Source organism: Yersinia intermedia (genome assembly GCF_900635455.1).
GTDB lineage: Bacteria > Pseudomonadota > Gammaproteobacteria > Enterobacterales > Enterobacteriaceae > Yersinia > Yersinia intermedia.
Genome location: NZ_LR134116.1, coordinates 2,893,740 through 2,918,951, shown reverse-complemented (window position 1 = coordinate 2,918,951; position 25,212 = coordinate 2,893,740). Strand labels below are relative to the sequence as shown.

Below are 25,212 nucleotides of genomic sequence, written 5' to 3'. Positions count from 1 at the left end.
TTTGATGTTAGCCACCAGGCAGTTAGGTTTCAGCTATCAGGATGAGCAGGTATTGCACGATCTGACGCTGGATTTCAGTCAGCACGCGGTCACCGGTGTCTTGGGTGCCAATGGTTGTGGCAAATCCACCTTGTTTATGAATCTGACCGGTATTTTGCAACCCCAGCATGGCAGCGTGCTGTGGCAAGGCGAGCCGCTGAGTTATAAAAAGGCCAGCCTGCGTGAGTTACGCCAACGGGTGACAACGGTATTTCAAGACCCAGAACAGCAGATTTTTTATACCGACATCGACAGTGACATCGCGTTTAGCCTGCGCAATCTCGGCGTAGAGGAAGCGGTGATCGCCGCACGAGTGGATCGGGCGCTGACACTGGTTGATGCGCAGGGTTTTCGCCATAAATCTATTCAGCACCTCAGTCACGGTCAGAAAAAGCGGGTGGCGATTGCCGGTGCACTGGTGATGGAAGCGGAGTATCTGTTACTCGATGAGCCGACTGCCGGGCTGGATCCGGCGGGGCGTCAGCACATGATTACCATCATTGAACGCATTGTGGCGGAAGGGAAACGGGTTATTCTCTCCAGCCATGATATCGATTTGGTCTATAAGGTTTGTGACTATCTGTATGTCTTATCTCATGGTCGCCTGATGATGGCCGGTGAAACGACCGAGGTGTTTCTGCAACAGGATAAACTGCGTGCTGCCGGGCTTATCCAGCCATGGTTGGTCAAAATGCACTGCGAGCTAGGGTTACCGCTGTGCAAAACGGAAGAACAACTTTTTGCGTTGATGCGTCAGCGTGAAACCGAGGAGGCGCAATGAGTTTATCGGTGATGGTGCAAGGTACCGCATCTGATGTAGGTAAGAGCGTATTGGTGGCTGGGCTATGCCGTATTTTTATGCAGGATGGCTATCGTTGTGCACCGTTTAAATCGCAGAACATGGCGCTCAACTCAGGTATTACGCCGCAGGGTGAGGAAATGGGGCGGGCACAGATTTTTCAGGCTGAAGCCGCAGGTATCGCCCCTGATGTGCGCATGAATCCGGTACTACTCAAACCCACCAGTGACCGTAAGGCGCAGGTGGTACTGATGGGCAAAGTTGCCTGCAATATGGATGCGGTGGAATACCATCAATATAAGCCGCAATTGCAGCAACAAATCAGCGAGGTTTACCACAGTTTAGCCAGTGAATATGACGTCATGGTGCTGGAAGGGGCGGGTAGCCCGGCAGAAATTAACCTGCGTGACCGCGATATCGTCAATATGGGGATGGCGGCAATGGCCGATGCACCGGTGATATTGGTGGCTGATATCGATCGCGGTGGGGTGTTTGCGGCTATTTATGGCACCTTGGCCCTGTTGCATCCGCATGAAAAAGCGCGGGTCAAAGGGGTGATAATCAATAAGTTTCGGGGTGACATTGCGCTGCTTAAACCTGGGTTGGAACAGATTGAAGCGCTGACGAATGTGCCGGTATTAGGGGTAATGCCGTGGTTGGATATTGATCTGGAAGATGAAGATGGTGTGGCGTTACAAAATGGCAAATATCAGCATGCGGCGGAAAAAGCGCTGGATATTGCCGTCATTCACTTGCCACACATTGCTAACTTTACCGATTTTAATGCGTTGGCGGCTCAGCCAGATGTGCGCCTGCGCTATGTTTCGCAGCCTTCAGCCTTGGGTCAACCGGATCTGATTATTCTGCCCGGCAGCAAAAATACCTTGGGCGATTTACAGTGGTTGCATCACAGTGGGTTGGCCGCCGCGTTATTGGCACAACATCAACATCAGGTACCGGTACTGGGTATCTGTGGCGGTTATCAGATGTTGGGAAAACGTATTATTGATGGTGTGGAGTCAGGCCTGGAACAGATGGATGGCCTGGGTTTGCTGGATGTGGAAACGCAGTTTGCACAGGACAAAGTGACAACGCGGGTCAGTGGCTATTGTCTGGCGGGCCTGCCGGGGATGCTGGAAAGCTGCGGCGAGCAGCAACTGGAAGGCTATGAAATCCATATGGGTGCATCCCTACTCGGGGCGGCAGCCAAGCCTTTCGCACAATTGACATTGCGTAACGGGCAAGTGGAGCAATGGCGGGAAGGGGCGGTGAATGCCGACGGCAGTGTGCTGGGCAGCTATATTCATGGCCTGTTTGACAGCCACAACTTCACGCGCACACTGCTGGACAATTTGCGCCAACGTAAAGGGCTGGTGGCATTTGACGGTATGGCGGTTAATTACGCTGAACATAAGCAGCAACAGTTTGATATTCTGGCAGAAAGTATGCGGCAACATATTGATATTGAAAGTATTTATAAAATAATGAAAACACATCGACAGGAGAGCGCACAGTGATTTTGATTACCGGAGGTGCGCGCAGCGGCAAAAGTTCGCTGGCTGAGCGGTTAGCGGCACAGGCGGCTGAGCGGGTGTTTTATATTGCGACCTCAGTGGTGACGGATGTGGAAATGGCCGCGCGGGTTGAGTTACATCGTGCCAGTCGCCCGGCACACTGGCGTACCTGGGAAGGTTATCGGGATCTGGGGGCGGTGTTAGATCAGCAAGTGGAACCCGGCGAAGCGGTGATGTTGGAGTGTATTACCACCCTTATCACTAATCTGCTGTTTGAACAGGCGGGTGATACGCCACCGGAGCAGATGGATTTCACGTTACTTGAAGTGGGGATTCAGCAACAGATTACCGATCTGCTGGCCGCTTGTGCTCGAAGTTCAGCACCGATTTATTTGGTGACGAATGAACTGGGGATGGGCATTGTGCCGGAAAATCGTTTAGCGCGGCATTTTCGTGATATCGCCGGTCGGGTCAACCAGCGCCTGGCCGCTGCTGCTGACCAAGTGTTTCTGGTGGTTTCCGGCATTGAGGTAAAAATTAAATGAGCTTGCGTCTATTTCTCGCCACCTTGCAGTTTATGACCCGGATTCCGGTGCCGGAGCGCTGGACGCAAGGATTGTCGATGGATCAGTACGAACGCGGCATTATCGGTTTCCCGCTGATCGGGCTGATTGTCGGTATCATCGGCGCGCTGGTTTTTACCCTGCTGGCCCCTTGGTGTGGCATTCCGTTGGCGGCACTGGGTTATGTGTTGGCACTGGCGCTGGTTACTGGCGCTTTCCACCTTGATGGCTTGGCAGATACCTGCGATGGCGTGTTTTCCGCTCGTAAACGCGAGCAGATGTTGGAGATCATGCGTGATAGCCGCCTTGGTACTAACGGCGGTTTAGCCTTGATCTTTATCGTGGTAGCGAAAGTGCTGGTTGTAAGTGAACTGGCACTGCGCGATGTGCCGATGCTGGCGATGCTAATGGCAGCATCAGTGGCCGGGCGCACGGTGATTGTGTTGTTGATGTACCGCCAGCGTTATGCCCGTGCAGGCAACGGCTTGGGTAATATTTACATCGGTAAAGTTACCGGCCGGCAAACTGCCGTCACATTAGTGGGGGGCGCAATACTTACCCTGTTACTGGGAAAAGGGACTGCGCTGCTGGCACTGGTGATTACCATGGCGGTAGTGCTGCTGTTGGCAACCTATCTGCGTAGCCGTTTAGGTGGGCAAACCGGTGATACATTGGGTGCGGCGGCCGAAATAGGTGAGTTAGTGTTTTTGCTGGCGCTGTTGTAGTTGCTTTGCAATGACGGCGTTATTTCCTGAATAACCTCAATATTGAGCCATTCTATGCGACTTTTTCTGGTACGCCACGGGCAAACCGAGGCCAATTTGCGTGGTGTTTTTTGCGGACTGACCGATTTGGCGCTGACACCACAGGGGGTGGAGCAGGCCGGATGGGTGGCAGGTTGGTTGGCGGATGTGGATTTTAGTCAGGGCGTCAGTAGCCAGTTGCTGCGCGCGCGCCATACCGCCGATATCATACTCGCTGGGCATCGGGTGAGCGCCGATAGCGACGGGCAATTAAATGAAATGAATTTTGGCGACTGGGAAATGCGCCATCATCATGATTTACAACGGGAAGACCCAGATGCATGGGCACAATGGGTAGCCGACTGGCAACTGGCAAGCCCCACCGGAGGGGAGTCATTCCCTCAGTTCTCTGCCCGGGTTGAAGAGGTTATCCAGCCACTGTTGTTAGCATCAGGCACTTCACCACAAAGTAGTGATAACAATCGGCTACTGGTTGCCCATCAGGGGGTATTAAGCCTGATGTTGGCTCGTTTGCTGGCCATGCCAGCGGCGGCTATGTGGCACTTTCATTTTGATCAGGGGGCATACAGCGTACTAGAGATCCATGATGGATTTGTCACGCTGCGTGCGTTTAACAGTCGGGCTGTTTGGCAGCCTGCAACACGAGGTTAAGTACATGCAAACACTTTCATCGATTCTGCGCACGATTGCGCCGCTGGATAGCAAGGCAATGGCCCGAGCACAAGTGCGGTTGGATGGCTTACTGAAACCACCGGGTAGCTTAGGCCGCCTGGAGCAACTGGCGGTTCAACTGGCCGGTATGCGGGGGTTATATGGGCATCAGGTTGAGCGCAAACAAATTATTGTGATGGCAGCAGATCATGGCGTCTACGATGAAGGCGTGGCTATTTCACCTCGAGTAGTCACTCTGGTTCAGGCGTTGAACATGGTGAAAGGCGTAACGGGTGTTTGCGTGCTAGCGGCTAATGCCGGTGTTGAAGTGAAAATTGTCGATGTGGGTATTGATAGCGATACGCTACCCGGTGTGGTGGATATGAAAGTGGCGCGAGGCAGCGGCAATATCGCCCGTGAAGCGGCAATGACGCGCCAACAGGCGGAGGATCTACTTTGTGCCAGTGCACTGTTGACATTACGGCAGGCGGCTGAAGGCGTGAAAGTGTTTGGCGTTGGTGAGTTGGGTATGGCGAATACTACACCCGCAGCGGCGATGGTCAGCGTGTTTACTGACAGCGATCCCGAGTTGGTGGTAGGGATTGGGGCGAATTTTCCTAGCGCGCAGTTGCATCATAAAGTGGCGGTAGTGCGCCGAGCTATCGAAACCAATCATCCAGATGCCAGTGATGGTATTGATGTGTTGGCGAAAGTGGGGGGGTTTGATTTGGTAGGTATGACCGGCGTGATGCTTGGTGCGGCGGCGGCGGGGTTACCGGTGGTGTTGGATGGTTTTCTCTCATATGCCTCTGCGTTAGCGGCTTGCCGTATCGCACCGGGAGTCCGTGACTATTTGATCCCATCTCATCTATCAGCAGAAAAAGGTGCAGTCATTGCTCTAAGTCATCTGCAACTCGAGCCATACTTGCAAATGGGCATGCGGTTAGGTGAGGGCAGTGGTGCCGCAATTGCCATGCATTTAGTGGATGCCGCCTGTGCTATGTATAACAATATGGGGTTGTTGGCTGAAAGTAATATTGAATTACCCATCCCCCTTCGTCCTTGAAATTACAGGGGTGTTAGCTACGTTCATTCACCCGAATCACTTACATGAGTAAGCTCATCGGGGTTCATTCTCTTGCTGCCTACCTGTAATTCCAATGACTTTGGGGGGGCCTTCGTCCTTGAAATTACAGGGGTGTTAGCTACGCTCATTACTCGGCCCATCCTTGGGCCTCGTCTCGTTGAGGCCGCCGCAAGCGGCGTTCAAATCGGTTCCTGACCGATTTGTCACCCGAATCACTTACATGAGTAAGCTCATCGGGGTTCATTCTCTTGCTGCCTACCTGTAATTCCAATGACTTTGGGGGGCCTTAGTCCTTGAAATTACAGGGGGTGTTCCCTTCGTCCTCGAAGTTGCAGGGGATTCGCTATATCTACCTGCAACTCGAATGGCTTTGAATTGTTAAGGGGGTTTTTAGTCGTTGAATAATCAGATAGTGTTATTATCAAAAAATAAGTTAGGTTACGCATTAACATAATTGGATAGTGACATGCAGAAGCTTCTTTTTTCCGGTCGTATCAATTTGAAAATGATCCGCTATTTCTTAGCCGTATCAGAAGAACTGCACTTTGGAAAAGCCGCTGAACGCCTTCATATCTCGCAACCACCGTTAAGCCTGCAAATTAAAGAGCTGGAAGATGCTTTGGGTTTCCCTTTATTTATCCGGGACAGCCGTAATGTGGTATTAACTCTGGCGGGTGAGATGATGCAGGCTGAGATGAAAGAAGTCTTTGAGAATATAGAAAACTCACTAAGCCGCGTGTCTTATATTGCCCGCCATGAGCAAAGCCACCTCAATATAGGCATTATTGGTTCGGCGCTTTGGCACCAGTTATTAGAGAAATTCAAACTTTTTAAAACGCTTAACCCTAACACCACGTGGTCTTTGCATGAGTTTCCGCCCAGCAAACAGTATGAAGCGCTATTAAGTAAGAAGCTTGATATCGGCTTCTGGCGTTGTGCTTCCCTGGAGCAGAGCCCGGCGCTGGTCTATCAGTGCGTTGAGAAGCAGCGGGTTGCGGTTGCGGTGTCTAATGAGAGTGCGTTGGCTGATAAAAAAATGCTCTCGTTGAAAGAACTCTCCGGCCAGAATCTAATATTCCTCACTTTTGCTAATTCTGGCTACTCCAAGAATTTATATAATAGTTGCCTCGCCGCAGGTTGTAAGCCGCTGACTATTTATCAATTTGATGAGCCGCAAACCCAATTGGCTTTCGTAAACAGTAATCTTGGTATCGCTCTGGTGCCTGAAAGCATGCAGGAAATCCCATGGCCTAATATTAAGTTCATCCCGCTGATAGATAATCTCTCTGCCGATCTGTTTGCCGTTTATCATCCCGGCAGCATGACGCGGCCACTGGAGCGGTTGCTTGCGTTATTTTAATGCCGCTGTCACTTAGCCTTAACCAACATGACCATGGCAATAACCACTAAAGTGGCCCCTACGGCGATCTCCTGCCAATTTATTGCCTGCCCTAGCACCACATTGGTCGCAATCACCGACAGCGGTATCAGATACACATAACCTGATACTTTGGCCGGAGAGAGCACAACGCAAGCTTTTTGGAACAGGAAGAAACTTAACGCGGTGGCAAAGGTAGCGAGATAGAAAACCCCACTCCAGGTTATAACGCTAATATTTCGCCATTCAATTTCTGGCAGTTGATAGGCGACAACTGCGGTTAATAATAGTGTGGCACAGATCAAACTCCAGCCAGTGAGAACCAACGCCAGTTCGCCACGATGCAACTTTTTCACCACGATGGGATTAAGCGCCATTCCTAAGCAGCCGAACAGGAATAAATAATCAGACGGCATAAGCGACAAATGTAAAAGTTGAGACAAATCGCCCTTAAATATAATGAGCAACGCACCTAAAATCCCCATTAATAAAGCCGCCAGCACTGACCATGTCGATTTCGATTTAAGTAACAGCATGCTCATTATCAGGCTCATTAAAGGCACTGTGGTGTATAACGCACTCGAATTTAATGCGCTGGTGGTTTGAAGTGAAAATATCATGCAAGCAAAATAGAGTAATGGCGGCAAACTAATTAGCGTGTAGCGGCCTAAATCACGCAGTTTAGGTAATTTCAATAACCCCTGGCTTACCAGTAACACCATAAAAAGCAGGCTGGCAATGGCATATCTTAACCAGGTGATAACCATGGGAGGCAAGGCATTGCTGATGGTGGCGCTGGCAATAAAAGAGCCTCCTAGCAGGGCGGTAAACCCCAGCATTTGCAAATGTGCTTTAACTATTTTTGTTGTCATGTGCATACCTATTACCCTCTTGTGATCGACGATAATTGCGTGGAAATGCACCGTGAACCATTACCTTTTCAGTATGGATAAGCGGGATTTTAGTATTGGTTGTGTCATAACCCACTACATATGATGGAGAAGAATATCTATCTCTCTACCTATTTATTATTTAGCCGATTTATTGAATAACCCGGTTACTTGATAAATAAAAAATAATTAAGGGGTTTTATTATGACGACAGTAAATTCAAACAGTAATGCTGGTTTCAGTGAATTACCCTTTCAGGCTGCCGCGTATATTCAGAAAATAAAGCCCGGATTTAAGCCTCAGGCGGCGTTTATTTTAGGCTCAGGCTTGGGCGATTTGGTGGCACAAATTACCAATGAAACCACCCTCAGCTACGCCGATATTCCCGGTTTCCCGGTCAGTTCAGTGCATGGGCATGCGGGGGAGCTGGTTCTTGGTGATCTGTTTGGTGTCCCTGTGATGTGTATGAAAGGCCGTGGCCACTTCTATGAAGGGCAAGGCATGAGCATCATGACCAATCCGGTACGCACATTTAAACTGATGGGATGCGAGTTTTTATTCTGTACTAACGCCGCTGGTTCACTACGGCCAGAAGTCTTACCGGGTTCGGTGGTGATGCTTAAAGATCACATTAATACCATGCCGGGAACACCGCTGGTTGGTCCTAATGATGATCGCTTTGGTCCACGTTTCTTTAGCCTGGCGAATGCCTATGATAAAGGCTTGCGCGCCGATATGGCTAAGATTGCCCAACAGCTTGATATCCCTCTGACCGAAGGTGTGTTTGTCTCCTATCCTGGTCCTTGCTTTGAAACGCCAGCCGAAATCCGCATGATGCAAATCATAGGGGGTGATGTGGTGGGGATGTCGGTGGTGCCAGAGGTTCTGTCTGCGGCCCATTGCGGCTTAAAAGTGATTGCGTTAACCGCAATTACCAATCTGGCAGAAGGCTTGTCTGATGTGGTTCTGTCTCACGAACAAACCTTAAAATGCGCCAAATTGGCCTCGGTTAATTTCACCAAACTGATTGAAGTTTTCTTGAAAAGCAAAGCCTCAGCCGCTCGATAAATAAACTATCAACCTTTTGGTCAGTCCCCTACTGGCGTCATTGCGGCTCGCGGGCAGTAGGGGATACCGCTGAAGAGGGAAGTACCCTACAGACTCAATAAGCAAATAATATTCCCTCGACACCTTTGTATCACGGAGAATAAAAATGATAATAAAAAAACGGCTTAAAGTTATGTTCTTCCTCCAGTTCTTTATCTGGGGTGCCTGGCTGGTGACCTTGGGTGCCTATATGATGAATACCCTCCATTTTACCGGTGCGCAGGTGGGGCTAGTCTATGGTGCGAAGGGAATTGCCTGTATTTTAATGCCAAGTATTATCGGTATCATTGCTGACCGCTGGATTAAAGCCAATATTCTCTATGCCTGTTGCCACCTATTGGGTGCTGTTGCGCTGTTAATTGCGGCCAATGTTTCCGACCCTACTGTTATGTTCTTAGTGATGCTGTTTAATGCGATGGTTTATATGCCGACAATTGCATTAGCGAATACGATTTCTTATATCTGTCTGGAAAAGGCCGGGCTGGATACGATTAAAGATTTCCCTCCGGTACGCGTTTTTGGCACGGTGGGGTTTATTTTTGCCATGTGGGCTATCAGTTTATCCGGTTTTGAATTGAGCAATATTCAACTCTATATTGCTTCAGGTGCGGCGCTGGTATTGGCTATGTATGCACTTTCATTACCCAGTTGCCCCACCTCTAATGCTAAGAAAGATCGCTCATGGGTTAACCTTTTAGGGCTTGATGCTTTTGTTTTGTTTAAACAAAAGAAGATGGCTATTTTCTTCTTATTCGCCATGTTACTGGGTGCTTCATTACAGATTAGTCATACGTTTAGCAGCCCATTCCTGCACGATTTTGCCAAGAATCCACTTTATCAGGATAGCCTCGTGGTGCAGTACCCGTCGCTCTTGTTATCGATGGCGCAAATTGCCGAAGTCTTTTTCATTCTGACCATTCCCTTCTTCTTATCTCGCTTTGGTATTAAGCGTGTGATGATGATCAGTATGATTGCCTGGACTCTGCGTTTCACCTTGTTTGCCTATGGTGACCCGTCCGCCAGCGGCATTGTTTTATTGCTATTATCCATGGTGGTCTATGGCTGCGCCTTTGATTTCTTTAATATTTCAGGGGCGATTTATGTCGAGAAAGAAGTCGACCACAATATCAGAGGTAGCGCACAAGGCTTGTTTATGACGATGGTAAACGGCGTCGGGGCGTATGTTGGCGCGATAAGCAGCGGGCATGTGGTTGATTACTTTACAGTCGATGGCGTAAAAGATTGGAATAGTATTTGGTTATCCTTTGCTGCGTATACTGTCGTGCTGGCGATTGTTTTTGTCTTCGCATTTCACTATAAACATGACCCGACCGAGCTGAAAGAACGCCAATTATCTCATTGATTATATATTATATTTTAACTATTCCTGGCTCTGATTGAGGGGTGTGGCATAGAAACAAAAAAACCGCCAGGTAGGCGGTTTTTTTGTGCTGGTCAGGTAAGCGGCCTTTCCAGCAGGGCTTTGTTAGCAACGTAACGCAAGCGCAATCTAGTGTCGATATTTTGTCTGATTACCACTCACTGTCAATTTTAGTTCAAGAGAATAATTACTTACTCTTGTTCTGAATCCCGCGTGCACCTAAGTTGTTATTATCAACTTGTGGCAAACCAGTGGTTGCTGAAGAGGATAATAAACCGGTTTCAACATAGTTAAACAGCTTTTCACGGGTGTCGGTGATATCCAGGTTACGCATAGTCAACTGACCGATACGATCGTCAGGTGAGAATACGGAATCCCCTTTCTCCATGGTCAGGCGCTCTGGTTTGTAGGTCAGATTGTCAGATACAGTATTGAGAATCGAATAGTCATTGCCACGGCGCAGTTCCAGTGTCACTTCACCGGTAATTTCGCTCGCAACCCAACGTTGCGCAGAATCGCGCAGCATCAATGCTTGTGGATCAAACCAACGGCCCTGATACAGCAGACGACCCAACACCCGGCCATTGGCATGATATTGCTCGATAGTATCTTCGTTATGAATACCGGTCAGCAGACGCTCATAAGCGATATGCAGCAACGCCATCCCTGGGGCTTCATAAATGCCACGGCTCTTGGCTTCGATAATACGGTTCTCAATCTGGTCGCTCATCCCCAAACCGTGACGGCCACCAATACGGTTGGCTTCCATCATCAGCTCAACACTGTCGTCAAACACCACGCCATTTAGAGCAACCGGATACCCACGTTCAAAACGGATAGAGACTTCTTCCGCTTTCACTACTACGTTTTCATCCCAGAACTTCACGCCCATAATCGGGTTAACGATTTTGACACTGGAATTAAGGAATTCGAGGTCTTTGGCTTCGTGAGTGGCACCAAGCATATTGGAGTCAGTGGAATAGGCTTTCTCAGTCGACATTTTATAGTCGAAACCAGACTGAATCATAAACTCAGACATTTCATGACGACCGCCCAATTCATCAATGAAATCAGTATCCAGCCACGGTTTGTAAATTTTCAACTCAGCATTGGTCAACAGACCGTAACGATAGAAACGCTCGATATCGTTACCTTTATAGGTACTGCCATCACCCCAGATATTGACACCATCTTCTTTCATGGCGGCAACCAGCATGGTACCGGTGACAGCACGGCCCAGCGGCGTGGTATTAAAGTAGGTCACACCAGCGGTGGTGTTATGGAATGCACCACATTGAATGGCTGCGATACCCTCAGCAACCAGTTGTTTCCGGCAATCAATCAGACGGGCTTTCTCTGCACCATACTCCATTGCTTTACGCGGAATTGCATCGTAATCCTCTTCGTCAGGCTGCCCCAAATTGGCGGTATATGCATAAGGAATTGCGCCTTTTTTCTGCATCCACAACAGTGCTGCACTGGTGTCCAGGCCACCAGAAAAAGCAATACCAACACGCTGATTAATAGGGAGGTGTTTGAGAATAGTTGTCATCAATTAAATCCTGTATGAATTAGGTCTGTCTGGCAAAGGTTTCAATGCCTACATTGATATCGCAAAACCCCTATTCTAGTCAAAGACATTTTGCATATTTATGTATGTTTCATTGCATAAGTATTTCATCACCACTTTGGTGAAATGACGTTTCACTAAAATTTATCGCATGTTCTATTATGAGATCTGCAAGGGTTTTTTACCGAGGACAAAACGTTAAAATTTAACGCGGGCAATCACCATTGTAAATCAGCGCATCGGGATGTTTCACCATAGTGGTGGAAAGCGCTGATGTATGCAAATGGACGTGATTCCAGGGGCAGTTAAGTTGAAAATCTTTCACGCAAACGCGTGGTATAAAAAGCGAAAATCCTATCGGGTGCTGTTTTGGCGTGAGATAACGCCACTGGCTATCCCACTGTTTATTGAAGGACTTTGTGTGCTGCTGATGGGGGTGTTTAGCACACTGCTGGTGAGTTGGTTAGGTAAAGAGGCCATGGCGGCGGTGGGGCTGGCGGATAGCTTCAATATGTTGATTGTGGCCTTTTTTGCCTCTGTTGCGCTGGGAACATCGGTCGTGGTGTCATTTAGCCTCGGTCAGCGCAAACGCAAACAAGCACAAACGGCAGCACGTCAATCGATCTCTCTACTGGTGCTCATCTCATTATTTTTAGTGTTGCTGGTGCATTTTACCGGTGAGACGATTATTAATCTGATGGCCAGTCAAGCCGATCCCTCCGTTAAGGCGATGGCGCTAACCTATCTGCACCTGACCGTCTGGAATTATCCCGCAATGGCCATCACCTTGGTGGGTTGTGGTGCACTGCGCGGAGCCGGTAATACCCGATTACCGATGTTCATCAATATTATGATGAACATTCTCAATATTGCTATCAGCAGTGTATTGATTTACGGCCTATTTAGCTGGCAGGGCTTAGGCTTTATTGGTGCCGGTATCGGTATCACGCTTTCTCGCTATATTGGCGCGCTGGTGGTGGTACTAATGCTGATTTTTGGTGCCAATCACACCCTGCGCATCCCGTTCAAAGCGTATTTTATGCCGTTTACCTCGGCGATTATGTTTGAGGTTTTGAGTATTGGTATTCCCGCGAGTGTTGAGTCAGTGATGTTTAGCATTGGCAAACTGATTACTCAGCGTTTTGTGGCGGGGATGGGGACTGAAGTGATCGCCGGTAATTTCATCGCATTTTCAATTGTCGGGCTGATTAACTTGCCGGGCAATGCATTGGGCTATACCTCGACGATTATTATTGGTACGCGGTTAGGGAAAGGGCAGATTTTACAACCGATCCGCCAACTCAAGCATATCTTCTGGTTATCGACGGTTGGAGTGTGTTTTATCGCGCTGTTATCGATCCCCAGCGCAGGTTTTCTGGCTTCGTTGTATACCAACGAGCCGGGTGTCATTACTGTTGTTAAGCATCTCATCTGGATAAATGCACTATTTATGCCGATTTGGGCCGCCTCTTGGGTGTTACCGTCCGGCCTAAAAGGGGCGAAGGATGCCAGTTACACCATGTGGGTGGCACTGGCCGGGATGTGGGGTTGCCGGATTATCGCCGGTTACATTTTGGGGGTGACGCTGGGATTTGGCGTTATTGGCGTGTGGATGGGCATGTTCCTCGACTGGATAGTGCGCGGCGTGCTGTTTTATCGGCGAATGTCCTCTGGCCGCTGGCTATGGCGTTATCGGCCCACAGCCTGACCACTAAGGTTCATCTGCGCCCGCTTGCGGGCCAAGGCACGGCGACTATTATCGTTTTTTAGTGGCCGGAGGTGGCCGGTAAATGATGTGCAATAGCGATGCCAGGCAGCGCTCGGTAACGCACTTTTATCTTAAGTCGAATTATTAAGCATTTTCTCCCGCGTGCCGATAACACTATAAGTTCCACCATGGTGAGAATGAGAAAAGGCAATGGACAGGCGTGGGACGAGAGGGCACCGTGCGTACTGTACTTTCCTGTTCCCGAATGAAAGGGTGAAGCATTAGTTGCCGCTGAGCAGAATGTTATTCCTTATTTTCCGAATGGCTGATATCGCCTTGTTACTGCACATCAACAATTATTTGCATTGGGGAAAGTATGGATAATTTTCAAAAAGAGATTGAAGAGAGAACAAATCTCACCTCATCAAACCGATTTGAACTTTTGCTGTTCCGACTGGGGGTATCTCAAGAAGAAGAAGAGAAATCCGAATTATTCGGCATCAACGTGTTCAAATTGCGTGAAATTGTACCTATGCCTACGTTGACCAAAGCAGCGGGTATGGCATCGCCAATGATGGGTATCGCGAATATTCGCGGAGAAATCATCCCAGTGATTGATCTCCCGTCTATCGTCGGTTGCGTGCCAAAAACCGGATTAAATATCCTGCTGGTGACTGAGTACGCGCGGAGTACACAGGCTTTCGCCGTGGAGTCCGTTGACGATATCGTGCGCCTTGAATGGAGCCAGGTACTGGCCGCCGACGCAGGTGTTAAAAGCCGCAATATTACCAGTATCGCGCGTTTGGATAACGACTCTGCGAGCAACCGACTGGCGCTGGTACTGGATGTCGAACAGATTCTATATGACATTATTCCCGCGAATCGCAATGTTCAAATCGACACTGAGAAAACCAAGGCATTTCAACTTAAGCCAGGTTCAGTCGCGATTGTGGCTGAGGATTCTAAGGTGGCGCGTTCGATGCTTGAACAGGGCCTGAATATGATGAATATCCCTGCCGTGATGCATATCACTGGTCTGGAAGCGTGGAATAAGATCAAGAAAATGGCCGATGAGGCACGAGCCGAAGGGGTACCTATCTCGGATAAAATCGCCTTTGTCTTAACCGATTTAGAAATGCCGGAGATGGACGGTTTTACCTTGACGCTGAATATAAAACGCGATGAGTTTTTGAAAAATATTCCGGTGATAATCCATTCGTCATTATCGGGTAGTGCCAATGAAGACCATGTCCGCAAGGTAGGGGCAGATGCTTATGTGGCAAAATTTGAAGTCAATGAATTAGAAGCCGCTATTCACAGCGCTCTGGATTCAAAGAAAGCGATAAACGCGTAACCGCGATTATTCTTGCGGCCTGTTCCTGCATGCTTACATGAGCAGGAACAGGCCGACTGATCACGCTTGCCTAAAAACGTGATGGCATAGCGCTATTTAGCAACCCGCGATACTCTCCTCGATCGACAATTTTAACTCTCGCACATCTTCCTGTTGCGCTTTTTCCTGCGTGGTGACGAAGAAATATTTCCCACCCGGTAGTGCCATGTTAAACGGGGCGGTAAAGATCTGTTTATCGATAAAATCTTTCGCCAGCAAACTGCTGACAATGGCCACACCTTGCCCGGCGATGGCGGCTTGAATCGCGTGGGTTTCATCGGTAAAACGCAGACCCATCTCGATATTCAGCGCTCCCTTGGCATAATCCGGTGCGGAGAAGATCCGATCCGCACCCATCGTTTTCCTCACGTTTCTTTTCTCGCCAGAAATAGCCAATGGCAATAGTTTGAACTTCATCACGAAAACAACAAAACAAACAAAAACAACAAAATACCAATTTGCAAAATTTAATCACTCAGTATCTTAGTTTAAAGGAATATTAGTTTAACTTTATGATTATTTAATTAAATTACCAGCATTAATCACTATCATGTTAGTGGGGTTAATGGATGGTTTTATGTTGTTTAATGTTGCTTTGAATTGTTATTTCTGTGATGGTGAATTGCAGTTAAAAACATAATAACACTTTCTAACATTTCTTATCTTTTGAGGCCCGACATGAAAAATGTAGCAATACTCGGAAGCAGCGGGGGAAATCTGTTCAATCTCGGTGGTGCCTACCCCGAAAGACTTCTACAAGAAATCTATACCCAACTCCACTCCGCTGGGTTAGGTGTCAGTGCGGTGCAATTTATTGCTGCGGAAGAATCGATGGATGTGGCAAAGCCGACCACCGCCGCTGCTGTTTATTCAATAACCGCGGAGGAAGGGGATAAACCACGGATTAGCTTCCAGGGGAAACTCTCTGAGGTGAATGACGCGGTAAAATCATCGGATGCGGCCATTGCGGCACAAATCCGAGCTGGTGATATTGATGGCATCATTATCATGAGTGCAGACCCCGAACGCAGTAATAAAGACGCTATCTTGGCGGCGATAGAAAAGAAAATCCCCATTGTAGGCACTGGCGGTACCTCGATGGCGATTATCACTTCCAAAGGTGCCAATGTGATTGCCACTTCTGGCACCACTGGCACCAATAGCCGCACACGGGCCATCTCTTTTACCGCCTCGCTATGTAAACACTGGCAAATAAAATATACCCCAGTGCTGGGCAGTAGCGAGGCCAACATGCCAGGCAGTGACAAGAGCCTGCTAAAAAGAATCAATATCCGTAGCATCATGATCCCGGCATTGCCTGGTTTTATCGCCATGGCCATTGTGCTGGCGCTAAGCCATATCCCAGGGTTGCAATCACTGAATGCCATTTTTGAACTGCTATTGAAGGGGTTGCCGGTTATTGTCGCGGTTATTGCGGCTAAACAGGTTTCTGAACTAGATGAAGTGTCAATTGTGGCGGGGGTTGTTGCCGGGGTGCTATCGGTAGAAGGTGGCTTAATTGGCGGTATTTTGGGTGGGATCGGTGCCGGTATTATGGTGCGTTATTTGTTTGGGCTTTGCCTGAGATGGCAATTCCCAATGACCACCATCAATATTGTGGCGGGCGGTTTGTCCGGTTTATTCTCCGGTTTGGTGATGTACTACCTGCTTAGCCCATTGGCATTAGCCGCAGGTGACTATATTAAATTAGCCATTGAAGCCACTCTGGCCTTTAGCCCGATTTTAGCAGGATTACTGGCCGGTCTGGTTATTTGGCCAGCCATACTGGGTGGGGTCTATCACGCAGTTATATTGCCACTGGTATTACTGGAAATGGAAAAATCCGGTGTCAGCTTCCTCGGTGCGGTCGATATGGTCGGGCTGGTGATGGTGGCAGCCGGTATTAATCTGGCTAACGTGATTGCTCCGCGAGAAAAAAGTGAAGCTGCGGTAGCCGCCCCAGGGTTGTTAATTAACCTCGGCTTTGGGACGTTCGTCGAATCTGCTTACCCGTTCATGTTTTCTAATAAAGTCGTCTTTGCTGGTGCAATATTCTCCGCCGGCGTTGGCGGCATGTTGCTGGGATTATTAAATATTAAAGGCGTGGCATATGTACCTGCATTCGCCTCTCCATTCTTGTCGAATAACGCTTTTTATATGGCGATAGTCATGGCGGTAACATTGGTGTTGACCTGTGTAATCACCCTATTAGCCAACAAGTTTGTAGCAATTAAAAAAGCAGTACCCGAATCACCAACACCAGGGATATCGGGCTAAGAGTTAACAATTAAAAAAGCCGTTTTATATAAATCAAGTAGAGGTAAATATGTTCAACGCTGATATGAGTAAGAAACGTTCCGTCGCTATGGATAAAGTACGAAATGCAATTTCGTTACATGGCGGTCAAACTATTCTCAGTACTGGAATAACCGGAGATGATGCTCGCTTAGCGAAAGCAGTATGCGATTCAGGTGTTAAATTATTGGAACCTAATCACCCCGCGTTGGCGTTGGCTCGCGGCCATAATGGTGTGACGAATATGCATGCTGCGGAGCGTATTCGTCATGAGATAACCATCGACCAAATGGCACAAGCTGTGCGGGGGGTGCGTAATGTGGTGGCTGACGATATTTTTATTACCGTCGGGATCGCCGGAGGCTTTACTGAAACTGTACCTACGCCCGTGACGGAACAAGATATTTTATTGATAGCTCAATCAGGTGCTGATGGTTTACATACCCATAAGTCCAGTTTTGAAGATTTAAAGGAACTGGTGGATTTAGCCCATAAGTATGGTTTGACGGTAGATGCTTATATTGGCCACCCAAGTGATTTACATACCTTCGGCATTGCGGCTGAAACCCCCGCTGATGTTGCACAAGTGGCTAAAACGATGGAAATGCTGGGTGTTGATATGATTGGTTTAATGACTGGCATGAGCTACGAGGGTGTCAGCGCGGGTGATATTCCTGATGCTATCAAACAGCGGCTTCTGGCGTTAGTTGGTGCGGTTTCGGTACCAACATTAGCAGAAGGGGGGATCAATCTGGAAAATGCCAAAGCATTTAAAGATACCGGTGTAAATATTCTGGTGGTGGGCACTGCCATTGATAATGTTGTCTGCAATGCGGCAAAGGATGTGGTGTCACGCTTTATTACCCACTGATAGTATGATGTGAGTAAGGAGGGAGAGTGTATTAGCAATAATCTATTCTCCCTTTTTTATTGGAGTCAACGTATGTATAAGTTATTAGCGCTTGATCTTGATGGCACTTTACTCGATAAGGAAAACCAAATATCAGCTCAGAATATTAACGCGATAAAACGTATTATTCAGCAGCACTGCATGGTTGTTTTATGTTCAGCCAGGCCGGTTAAGGCTATTGCGGCCGTCATTTACAATACTGAATTAGAACATCTTATTCGTTACTTTATTTCATTTAATGGCGCATGGATATATGACGCTGTTGAGAGGGCAGATATTCGCTTTACACCACTCAGCCGCAAAGAGGTACAAACTGCCATTGCCATGCTGGCAGAAAATCAATTTCCACATCACTTTTTTACTCGCACTAACATGATGATTTGTTCACCGAATATCAGCTACTATACTCGCTATGAATCTGATATTTTTGCTATGGAAATAGTGTTTGCTGAGCCGGCTTATATTGCTCAGAGAGATGATATTGTTAAAATCTCTATGGTTGGCTCAACCGATTTTATTGATAATATCGCCAATAAAATAGATGAGCAGTTTCATCTTCAATACTCACTCAGTAAAACCAGCAACCATTATTATGAAATAATGAAACATGGCATCAATAAGGGGGATGCATTACATTACTTATCTCAACACTTAAATATCAGTGCTCAAGCCGTGGTCAGTATTGGCGATCAGGAGAATGATATCAGCATGTTTCAGTTTTCTGCTGTGGGTGTGGCAATGGGTAATGCCAGTGATTATGTCAAATCTTGTGCGGATAGGGTAAGTCAGGATAATAACCAACACGGAGTTGCTTTTGCCATTAATCAACTCTGGCCGGTGTGATGGAATCGCCTTTTGTTTCATAAAATTATTGCGTAGAATGACACTATGTATCGCACAGCTTCGGGCAGCTATTCTTATGAATCAGATCAAACGTAAACAGTTTATTTTAGAAAAGCTGGATAGTCTTGGTGAGGTTTCTGTTATTGGTCTTTCCGAGGAGTTGGGTGTGACGTCTGAAACCATCCGCCGGGATCTTTCCTATTTGGAAAAAAGCGGTGAGGTTACTAAAGTCCATGGCGGTGCGATAAAAGTTCAGAATATACAAGAGGGTAGTTTTGCCCAACGAATGGATTTAAATCGCCAGGAAAAAATACTAATTGGTCAATATGCTGCATCTCTGGTGACTGAAAACGATACTTTATTTATTGATTCTTGTACCACCACACTTATTTTTGCTTCATTCTTGCCATTAGTGAAGTTTACTGTTTTTACCAACTCATCATTAATTGCTGATCAAATTAAAAGTAAAAATAATATGGCTGTCGTGCATGTATTAGGGGGTGAATATAATCATACCTATAAAGCTAACTTAGGCATTCAGACCATTGAGCAAATGAACGATATTCATACTGATTTCACTTTTGTCGGGGTCGGCGGAATAGACAGTGATTTTGGCGTGATGGTAAAAAATCTGGATGAAGGGCGTATTGCCAAGAAAATGTTGGCGATGGGCAGGCAGAAAGTTATTTTATGTGACACCAGTAAATTTGGCCAAAGTGGGTTAATGAAAATAAGTGACATTAATGATATTGATATTATTGTCACTGATAAAAAGAAGAATATTCATAAACAAGCAATTGAAGCTATCTATTCAGATAAAATCATTTATGCCAATTAATATGGTATGGCCCTTTATGCACGATATTATGCCTAAATTTCGGGTATTTATCGATTTTCTTCGTAACAGGCTATTTGCGGGCAAATAGCCACTTAACCGATAGGCGAACGTTTTTGCAGAACGAGAGCTAAAAAAGCCACTTTGTGGTGACTTTTTTACATCTTTATTATGCGAAAATAATACTCGGCAGTTAATTCTAATTAATTGAATTATAGAAAATTATCTACCCGCAGATTCAGTCTACCTAAGGTGATAGCGTTAATGACTGATAACTATTTTTCCCACGTTTTGGCGTGAATCAAAACGCAACCAGGCCTGTTTAGCTTCGGCAAAAGGAAAAACGCTATCAATGACGGGTATGATTTTATGCTGCACCAACGCTCGGTTCATTTGTTCGAAATCTTCACGTGAGCCCACACTGATCACCCGAAAACGCGCGGCACTTTTAAACAGGCTGAAGAAATCTATTGCCACCGCATCCCGAGCGATAAATCCGATCAGCGCCAGTTCACCACCAATGCAAATGGAGCGAATGGACTGATTCAGCGTTCCAGGGCCACCGACCTCGACCACTCTATTAACCCCTTGCCCAGAGGTTAAGCGCAGAACTTCCTCACTCCATTCAGGGTGTTGAACATAATTGATGACTTCATCAGCACCCAGTGCTTTCAACTGCGCGCTTTTGGCTTCACTCGACGTGGTGGCGATAATCCTCGCACCCATTGCTTTTGCTAGCTGGATAGCAAACAAGGAAACGCCACCTGAGCCTAAAGTTAAAACCGTCTCACCGGCTTTAACGGGTCTATCGCCGTTAAGTGCTGCCCACGCGGTCACTGCTGCACAGGGAAGCGTTGCGCCTTGTTCGAAGTTAAGGTAGTCGGGTAATGATAATAGTGATTCCTCACTAACCACTTTATATTCAGTCAGCCAGCCGTCGCGATCACTACCATAAAGTTCATCGCGTGCTGAAGCCTGAAAAGCACCGCCAACCCAGCGTGGCATAAAGGTATTCACCACCCGATCGCCGACCTTAAAACGTTCGACCCGCTTGCCAATTTGAATCACTTCACCGGCGGCATCGGAGAGTGGAATATGCCCCGAGCTGGAAGGTAAGGTGTATTCACCATTCATAATGGCCAGATCACGATAATTCAGCGACGTGGCGCGCACCCGAATGAGTACTTCTCTGGCCTCTGGTACTGGCATATCTTCCTGATGAAGTTCTAAGTGTTCAAGATTGCCAAACTGGCTGAAACGATAACTTTGCATATGGGTATTTCCTATTAAGATAAACGTGATGTTTATAATCAGACGAAATTTAAATCTCGATCAGATACATGGCCTTAGATAAATAGGTTCAGGACAACCAGTGAGAAATTCTAGACAAGGTTGATTAATGAAACTAGATTGATAAATTCAATCTTAAATTCCGAATATGAAATCATGTTGGACGAATTAGCCCTATTTGTAAGTATTGTAGAAACGGGAAGTTTGCGGGCGGCAGCGGAAAAAGCCTCGATTCCAGCTTCTACGTTGACGCGACGTTTACAGAAGTTAGAGCAACATTTAGGTTGCCGCTTGCTGCACCGCAGCGCCCGGCGCATGACACCGACGAGTGAAGGTTGGCAATATTACGAACAGTGTCGCCCGCTAGTACATTCTTTACAGCAAGCAACGGCGAAGCTTGACGTTACATTGAATCAGATCAGTGGCCTGATCCGAATACTGGCTCCGGCGGATTTAGCCAATGATAATCTGGCTCCCGCGTGGGTGTCGTTTTTGACACGATACCCCGAAGTTAGGCTTGAGCTAGAACTGAACAATTACACCCAGGATCTGATTGGTAGCGGCGCTGATGTGGCGATCCGCGTGGGGGCTCAGCCGGATTCATTACTCAATATGAAAAAGCTGGGACACAGCAAGGAAATACTGCTCGTTGCCTCGCCTGATTATCTGGCGAAAAACGGTGTTCCTGAATCTATGGATGCGCTGAGGCTACGTGACTTAGTGATCAGTGCGCCACTATCAACCTGGGTGATACAACACAGTCAGAATGGGGAAACCATACGTTGGCAACCCCAAGGGAAATTCTGTGTTAACGGTATTCATCTGGCGCTACAGGCGGCGCTGGCCGGATTAGGGATCCTGTTTTGTCCATTGAGTTTGTGCCATAACCCACTTCAGCGCGGCGAACTGGTCAGGGTATTACCTGAGTGGCAGGGGGCCCCTCGGGAAATTTATGCGGTATGGTCGCAGCAACGGTACGTTCCGGCCAGAGTCCGGGCGCTGATTGATCATCTGGCCGACTTTTGTCAGCAGGACCCTTATTTGATGATGTGAGTCTTTTGCTTCATCACACTATCGATTAGCAGAATCGACTATTGGCAACCCTAGAGATAGTTTGCCGAACCTTATTATTCTCGGCAAACTTAATGGCTGGCCTGATATTCGAGCGCCTGTTCCCCCAACAAAATGCTATGTTCATTAGCATGATACTTGATCCTGACATTCGTCATTTTTTCTAAACCCCGTCCGATTTATTGATCCACATAATCGATTTCACAGACTCATTTTATGACCGTATTTTTACGGGTGCTGACACTGGGAACAGTAAGTTCTGCGCAGACAGGGCTATATTCAAACATAATATTCTGCCTGCATTCATTAAATATTGGAGATTCCGTTTCTCAACGTGAATGGGTTCATCTACATAAATTTACCGCTCACCTCTCTTGGTGGATTGACTGTAATAGCAATGTACAATGATATTATATATCGATAAGCCATTATTACGTTATTAACGGTTAACTGATTCATGGCAGTAATAGTTGGCTCTCTCTCGATCCTTTCTTGTTATAAAATATTTTTGATCCAGATCACACTCTTAAATAAATTAATTGTAGGACCTGGCCTACAGTGTATTTCGCTAATTCTTAGTTTAACTTTAATGATGATTTTTAACATGCTAAGACACAAGGTTTTTTCCCTGACATACAAGAAAGTTCTTGTTCTTCAATGCGATGTTGCATTTTTTCTGAAACAAAGCCGGTTACACTTTGTAACATTTAACCCATTGGTGTTGCCTAGCTAATGTTTTTACACTGCCGCCACTGGGTATTTAATAGATGCGTTTATGTGTGTGAAAAATACCTGTCAGATACCGTATTATACCATCCTGCGAATGCGAAGGTTATCTACGAACAATTGTTTTCTTATTTCATTGCACCCGAATCATTGGTGAGTGATAGCTATTGTGTCAGGTAATGTAGATTATTTTACGCAGCTTTTCAGGAATGGATTTCCTAAATTCTCGTCCTCTAACAAGGAAAGTCAATGGCCTCGTCAAGCTTCCAAAATGAGATACCCAAAGCGCGTATTAATATTAAATTAGACCTCCATACCGGCGGTGCCCAGAAGAAAGTCGAGTTACCTTTAAAACTTCTGGTGATGGGCGATTACAGCAACGGCCAGGAACAGCGCCCACTGTCTGAGCGTGAGAAACTCAATATTAACAAAAACAATTTCAACAGTGTGTTGGCCGAGCTCCAACCGAGCCTGAAATTAACGGTGCCTGATACCCTGGCTGGGGATGAATCCGATACCGCAGTATCCCTGACCTTCAACGACATGAAAGATTTCGAACCGGAAAGCGTGGCTCGCCAAATTCCACAACTGCGTGCCTTGCTGGCAATGCGCAATCTGCTGCGTGACCTCAAATCCAATCTGCTGGACAACGCCACTTTCCGCCGTGAGCTGGAAAACATCCTCAAAGACGAGGCACTGAGCGATGAGCTGCGTGCTGAACTGGCGGCATTGGCCCCCAAAGACTGTTAATCGCCAGATTGGCTGCTTGTAGAAAGAAGAAAAGGAACATGCTGATGTCTGTACAGGAAAACAGTGCGCAGGGTACTGCGACGACCGTATTAGAAAAGAATAACCCCGTAGTTCAAGGCGTTTATGCCTCTTTGTTTGAAAAAATCAATCTGAGTCCAGTCTCCTCATTGACGGGTCTGGATGCTTTCCAGAATAACGATACCATGGCGGAAGCGACCACTGATGAGCGTGTCACCGCCGCCGTCAGTGTCTTTTTAGACCTGCTGAAGCGATCGTCGAAAAAAGTGGAAAAGCTGGATAAAACCCTGCTGGATGGCCACATTGCGGCGCTGGATGATCAAATCAGTCGCCAGTTGGATGCGGTGATGCATCACCCTGATTTCCAACGGGTGGAATCGACCTGGCGCGGCGTAAAATCCCTTATCGATCAAACCGATTTCCGTCAAAACGTGCGTATCGAACTGCTGGACATCAGTAAAGATCATCTGGTGCAGGATTTTGAAGACGCCCCTGAAATCGTGCAAAGCGGTCTCTACACCCAGACTTACATTCAGGAATACGACACCCCCGGTGGCGAGCCGATTGCAGCAGCTATCTCCAACTACGAGTTTGACCGTAGCCCGCAAGATATCGCCTTATTGCGCAATATCTCCAAGGTGGCCGCAGCGGCCCATATGCCGTTTATCGGCTCAGTTGGCCCAGAGTTCTTTGGTAAAGAGAACATGGAAGACGTGGCGGCTATCAAAGATATCGGTAACTACTTTGACCGTGCCGAATACATCAAGTGGAAAGCTTTCCGCGACTCGGATGATTCACGTTATATCGGCTTGACCATGCCGCGCGTGTTGGGGCGCTTGCCTTACGGCCCGGACACGGTGCCAGTACGCAGCTTTAACTACGTAGAGCAGGTGAAAGGGCCGGACCACGACCGTTATCTGTGGACCAATGCCTCGTTTGCTTTTGCCGCCAATATGGTGAAAAGCTTCATCAAAAACGGCTGGTGTGTGCAGATCCGTGGCCCGCAGGCCGGTGGCGCGGTGACCAACCTGCCTATCCACTTGTACGATCTAGGTACCGGTAATCAGGTCAAAATCCCGTCAGAAGTGATGATCCCGGAAACGCGCGAATTTGAGTTTGCTAATCTGGGCTTTATTCCACTGTCGTACTACAAAAACCGTGATTACTCCTGCTTCTTCTCGGCCAACTCTACGCAGAAGCCCGCGCTGTATGACACCGCTGACGCGACTGCCAACAGCCGTATTAATGCCCGTCTACCGTATATCTTCCTGTTGTCACGCATTGCGCATTATCTGAAGTTGATCCAGCGCGAGAACATCGGTACTACCAAAGACCGCCGTCTGTTGGAGTTGGAGCTGAATAACTGGATCCGCACGCTGGTGACGGAAATGACTGATCCGGGCGACGATTTGCAGGCTTCCCATCCACTGCGTGATGCGAAAGTCACGGTAGAAGATATCGAAGACAACCCAGGTTTCTTCCGCGTGAAGCTGTATGCCGTACCGCACTTCCAGGTTGAAGGCATGGACGTGAATCTGTCATTGGTTTCGCAGATGCCGAAGGCGAAAGCCTGATTGCCCTTTGTCCTTGAAGTTGCAGCGTTGTTGGCTGCCTTCTCTCCCCAGTCATT

General features: G+C 47.5%; 22 protein-coding genes. 18 read left to right on the top strand and 4 right to left on the bottom strand.

Annotation, left to right across the window (positions count from 1 at the left end; translation table 11 throughout):
* Window positions 1–4: 4 nt before the first annotated feature.
* The 7 genes from EL015_RS13315 (at window position 5) to EL015_RS13285 (ending at window position 6,777) form a co-directional block, all read left to right on the top strand.
* Window positions 5–820 carry an ATP-binding cassette domain-containing protein gene (locus EL015_RS13315; protein WP_005185369.1) on the top strand — a complete coding sequence of 272 codons (816 nt, stop codon included), beginning with the start codon at window positions 5–7 and terminating at the stop codon, window positions 818–820.
* The gene (locus EL015_RS13310; RefSeq protein WP_032906400.1) at window positions 817–2,355 is read left to right on the top strand and encodes a cobyric acid synthase; all 1,539 of its coding nucleotides are present in this window, start codon (window positions 817–819) and stop codon (window positions 2,353–2,355) included. The genes EL015_RS13315 and EL015_RS13310 overlap by 4 nt, the downstream gene beginning before the upstream one ends.
* The gene (gene cobU, locus EL015_RS13305) at window positions 2,352–2,897 is read left to right on the top strand and encodes a bifunctional adenosylcobinamide kinase/adenosylcobinamide-phosphate guanylyltransferase (RefSeq protein ID WP_032906402.1); all 546 of its coding nucleotides are present in this window, start codon (window positions 2,352–2,354) and stop codon (window positions 2,895–2,897) included. Before EL015_RS13310 ends, cobU begins: the two co-directional genes overlap by 4 nt.
* A complete protein-coding gene (cobS, locus tag EL015_RS13300; protein WP_032906404.1) occupies window positions 2,894–3,640 on the top strand; it encodes an adenosylcobinamide-GDP ribazoletransferase in 747 nt (248 codons plus the stop codon). Before cobU ends, cobS begins: the two co-directional genes overlap by 4 nt.
* Window positions 3,641–3,694: 54 nt before the next feature.
* Window positions 3,695–4,330 (top strand): adenosylcobalamin/alpha-ribazole phosphatase, encoded by a 636-nt coding sequence (locus EL015_RS13295; protein WP_005185380.1) that lies wholly within the window; start codon window positions 3,695–3,697, stop codon window positions 4,328–4,330.
* A 4-nt stretch (window positions 4,331–4,334) separates the two neighbouring features.
* Window positions 4,335–5,396 carry a nicotinate-nucleotide--dimethylbenzimidazole phosphoribosyltransferase gene (cobT, locus tag EL015_RS13290; RefSeq protein ID WP_050072918.1) on the top strand — a complete coding sequence of 354 codons (1,062 nt, stop codon included), beginning with the start codon at window positions 4,335–4,337 and terminating at the stop codon, window positions 5,394–5,396.
* A gap of 487 nt (window positions 5,397–5,883) precedes the next feature.
* Window positions 5,884–6,777 carry a LysR family transcriptional regulator gene (locus EL015_RS13285; RefSeq protein ID WP_005185386.1) on the top strand — a complete coding sequence of 298 codons (894 nt, stop codon included), beginning with the start codon at window positions 5,884–5,886 and terminating at the stop codon, window positions 6,775–6,777.
* An 8-nt stretch (window positions 6,778–6,785) separates the two neighbouring features.
* On the opposite strand, the gene EL015_RS13280 is transcribed toward EL015_RS13285, so the two are convergent.
* On the bottom strand, window positions 6,786–7,634 hold the full coding sequence (locus tag EL015_RS13280; RefSeq protein ID WP_032906471.1) for a DMT family transporter: 849 nt from the start codon (window positions 7,632–7,634) through the stop codon (window positions 6,786–6,788).
* Window positions 7,635–7,889: 255 nt separating this feature from the next.
* On the opposite strand from EL015_RS13280, the gene xapA reads away from it, so the two are divergent.
* Both xapA and EL015_RS13270 read left to right on the top strand, forming a co-directional pair.
* On the top strand, window positions 7,890–8,753 hold the full coding sequence (gene xapA, locus EL015_RS13275; protein ID WP_005185391.1) for a xanthosine phosphorylase: 864 nt from the start codon (window positions 7,890–7,892) through the stop codon (window positions 8,751–8,753).
* Between the two features lie 145 nt (window positions 8,754–8,898).
* Complete coding sequence (locus tag EL015_RS13270; protein ID WP_005185393.1) at window positions 8,899–10,155, top strand: nucleoside permease; 1,257 nt, start codon at window positions 8,899–8,901, stop codon at window positions 10,153–10,155.
* Between the two features lie 205 nt (window positions 10,156–10,360).
* On the opposite strand, the gene argG is transcribed toward EL015_RS13270, so the two are convergent.
* Window positions 10,361–11,725: an argininosuccinate synthase gene (argG, locus tag EL015_RS13265; RefSeq protein WP_005185395.1), complete on the bottom strand. Its 1,365-nt coding sequence runs from the start codon at window positions 11,723–11,725 to the stop codon at window positions 10,361–10,363.
* Window positions 11,726–12,053: 328 nt separating this feature from the next.
* Here argG and EL015_RS13260 point away from each other — a divergent pair, with 328 nt between their 5' ends.
* Both EL015_RS13260 and EL015_RS13255 read left to right on the top strand, forming a co-directional pair.
* Window positions 12,054–13,451, top strand: coding sequence for an EmmdR/YeeO family multidrug/toxin efflux MATE transporter (locus EL015_RS13260; protein ID WP_042570132.1), 1,398 nt, complete (start codon window positions 12,054–12,056; stop codon window positions 13,449–13,451).
* A 376-nt stretch (window positions 13,452–13,827) separates the two neighbouring features.
* On the top strand, window positions 13,828–14,805 hold the full coding sequence (locus EL015_RS13255) for a chemotaxis protein (RefSeq protein ID WP_005185399.1): 978 nt from the start codon (window positions 13,828–13,830) through the stop codon (window positions 14,803–14,805).
* 96 nt (window positions 14,806–14,901) lie between these two features.
* Here the strand turns inward: EL015_RS13255 and EL015_RS13250 are convergent, their stop codons facing one another.
* Entirely contained in the window at window positions 14,902–15,261 is a 360-nt protein-coding gene (locus EL015_RS13250; RefSeq protein ID WP_005185402.1) for a LysR family transcriptional regulator, read from the bottom strand.
* Between the two features lie 261 nt (window positions 15,262–15,522).
* Between EL015_RS13250 and EL015_RS13245 the strand changes: the two genes are divergently transcribed.
* The 4 genes from EL015_RS13245 to EL015_RS13230 all read left to right on the top strand — a co-directional run bounded on the left by EL015_RS13245 (window position 15,523) and on the right by EL015_RS13230 (window position 19,730).
* Window positions 15,523–17,121, top strand: coding sequence for a PTS sugar transporter (locus EL015_RS13245; RefSeq protein WP_005185406.1), 1,599 nt, complete (start codon window positions 15,523–15,525; stop codon window positions 17,119–17,121).
* A gap of 49 nt (window positions 17,122–17,170) precedes the next feature.
* Complete coding sequence (locus EL015_RS13240) at window positions 17,171–18,010, top strand: hypothetical protein (RefSeq protein ID WP_005185409.1); 840 nt, start codon at window positions 17,171–17,173, stop codon at window positions 18,008–18,010.
* A gap of 72 nt (window positions 18,011–18,082) precedes the next feature.
* Window positions 18,083–18,892, top strand: a complete 810-nt coding sequence (locus tag EL015_RS13235) for a Cof-type HAD-IIB family hydrolase (RefSeq protein ID WP_005185412.1) — start codon at window positions 18,083–18,085, stop codon at window positions 18,890–18,892.
* A 76-nt stretch (window positions 18,893–18,968) separates the two neighbouring features.
* Window positions 18,969–19,730, top strand: a complete 762-nt coding sequence (locus tag EL015_RS13230; protein ID WP_005185414.1) for a DeoR/GlpR family DNA-binding transcription regulator — start codon at window positions 18,969–18,971, stop codon at window positions 19,728–19,730.
* A gap of 258 nt (window positions 19,731–19,988) precedes the next feature.
* Here the strand turns inward: EL015_RS13230 and EL015_RS13225 are convergent, their stop codons facing one another.
* A complete protein-coding gene (locus tag EL015_RS13225; RefSeq protein ID WP_005185416.1) occupies window positions 19,989–20,999 on the bottom strand; it encodes a zinc-dependent alcohol dehydrogenase family protein in 1,011 nt (336 codons plus the stop codon).
* 174 nt (window positions 21,000–21,173) lie between these two features.
* On the opposite strand from EL015_RS13225, the gene EL015_RS13220 reads away from it, so the two are divergent.
* The 3 genes from EL015_RS13220 (at window position 21,174) to tssC (ending at window position 25,156) form a co-directional block, all read left to right on the top strand.
* Complete coding sequence (locus EL015_RS13220) at window positions 21,174–22,070, top strand: LysR family transcriptional regulator (RefSeq protein WP_005185417.1); 897 nt, start codon at window positions 21,174–21,176, stop codon at window positions 22,068–22,070.
* Between the two features lie 993 nt (window positions 22,071–23,063).
* Complete coding sequence (tssB, locus tag EL015_RS13215) at window positions 23,064–23,564, top strand: type VI secretion system contractile sheath small subunit (protein WP_005185419.1); 501 nt, start codon at window positions 23,064–23,066, stop codon at window positions 23,562–23,564.
* Window positions 23,565–23,602: 38 nt separating this feature from the next.
* Window positions 23,603–25,156, top strand: coding sequence for a type VI secretion system contractile sheath large subunit (gene tssC / locus EL015_RS13210; protein WP_005185420.1), 1,554 nt, complete (start codon window positions 23,603–23,605; stop codon window positions 25,154–25,156).
* The last annotated feature ends 56 nt before the right edge of the window (window positions 25,157–25,212 follow it).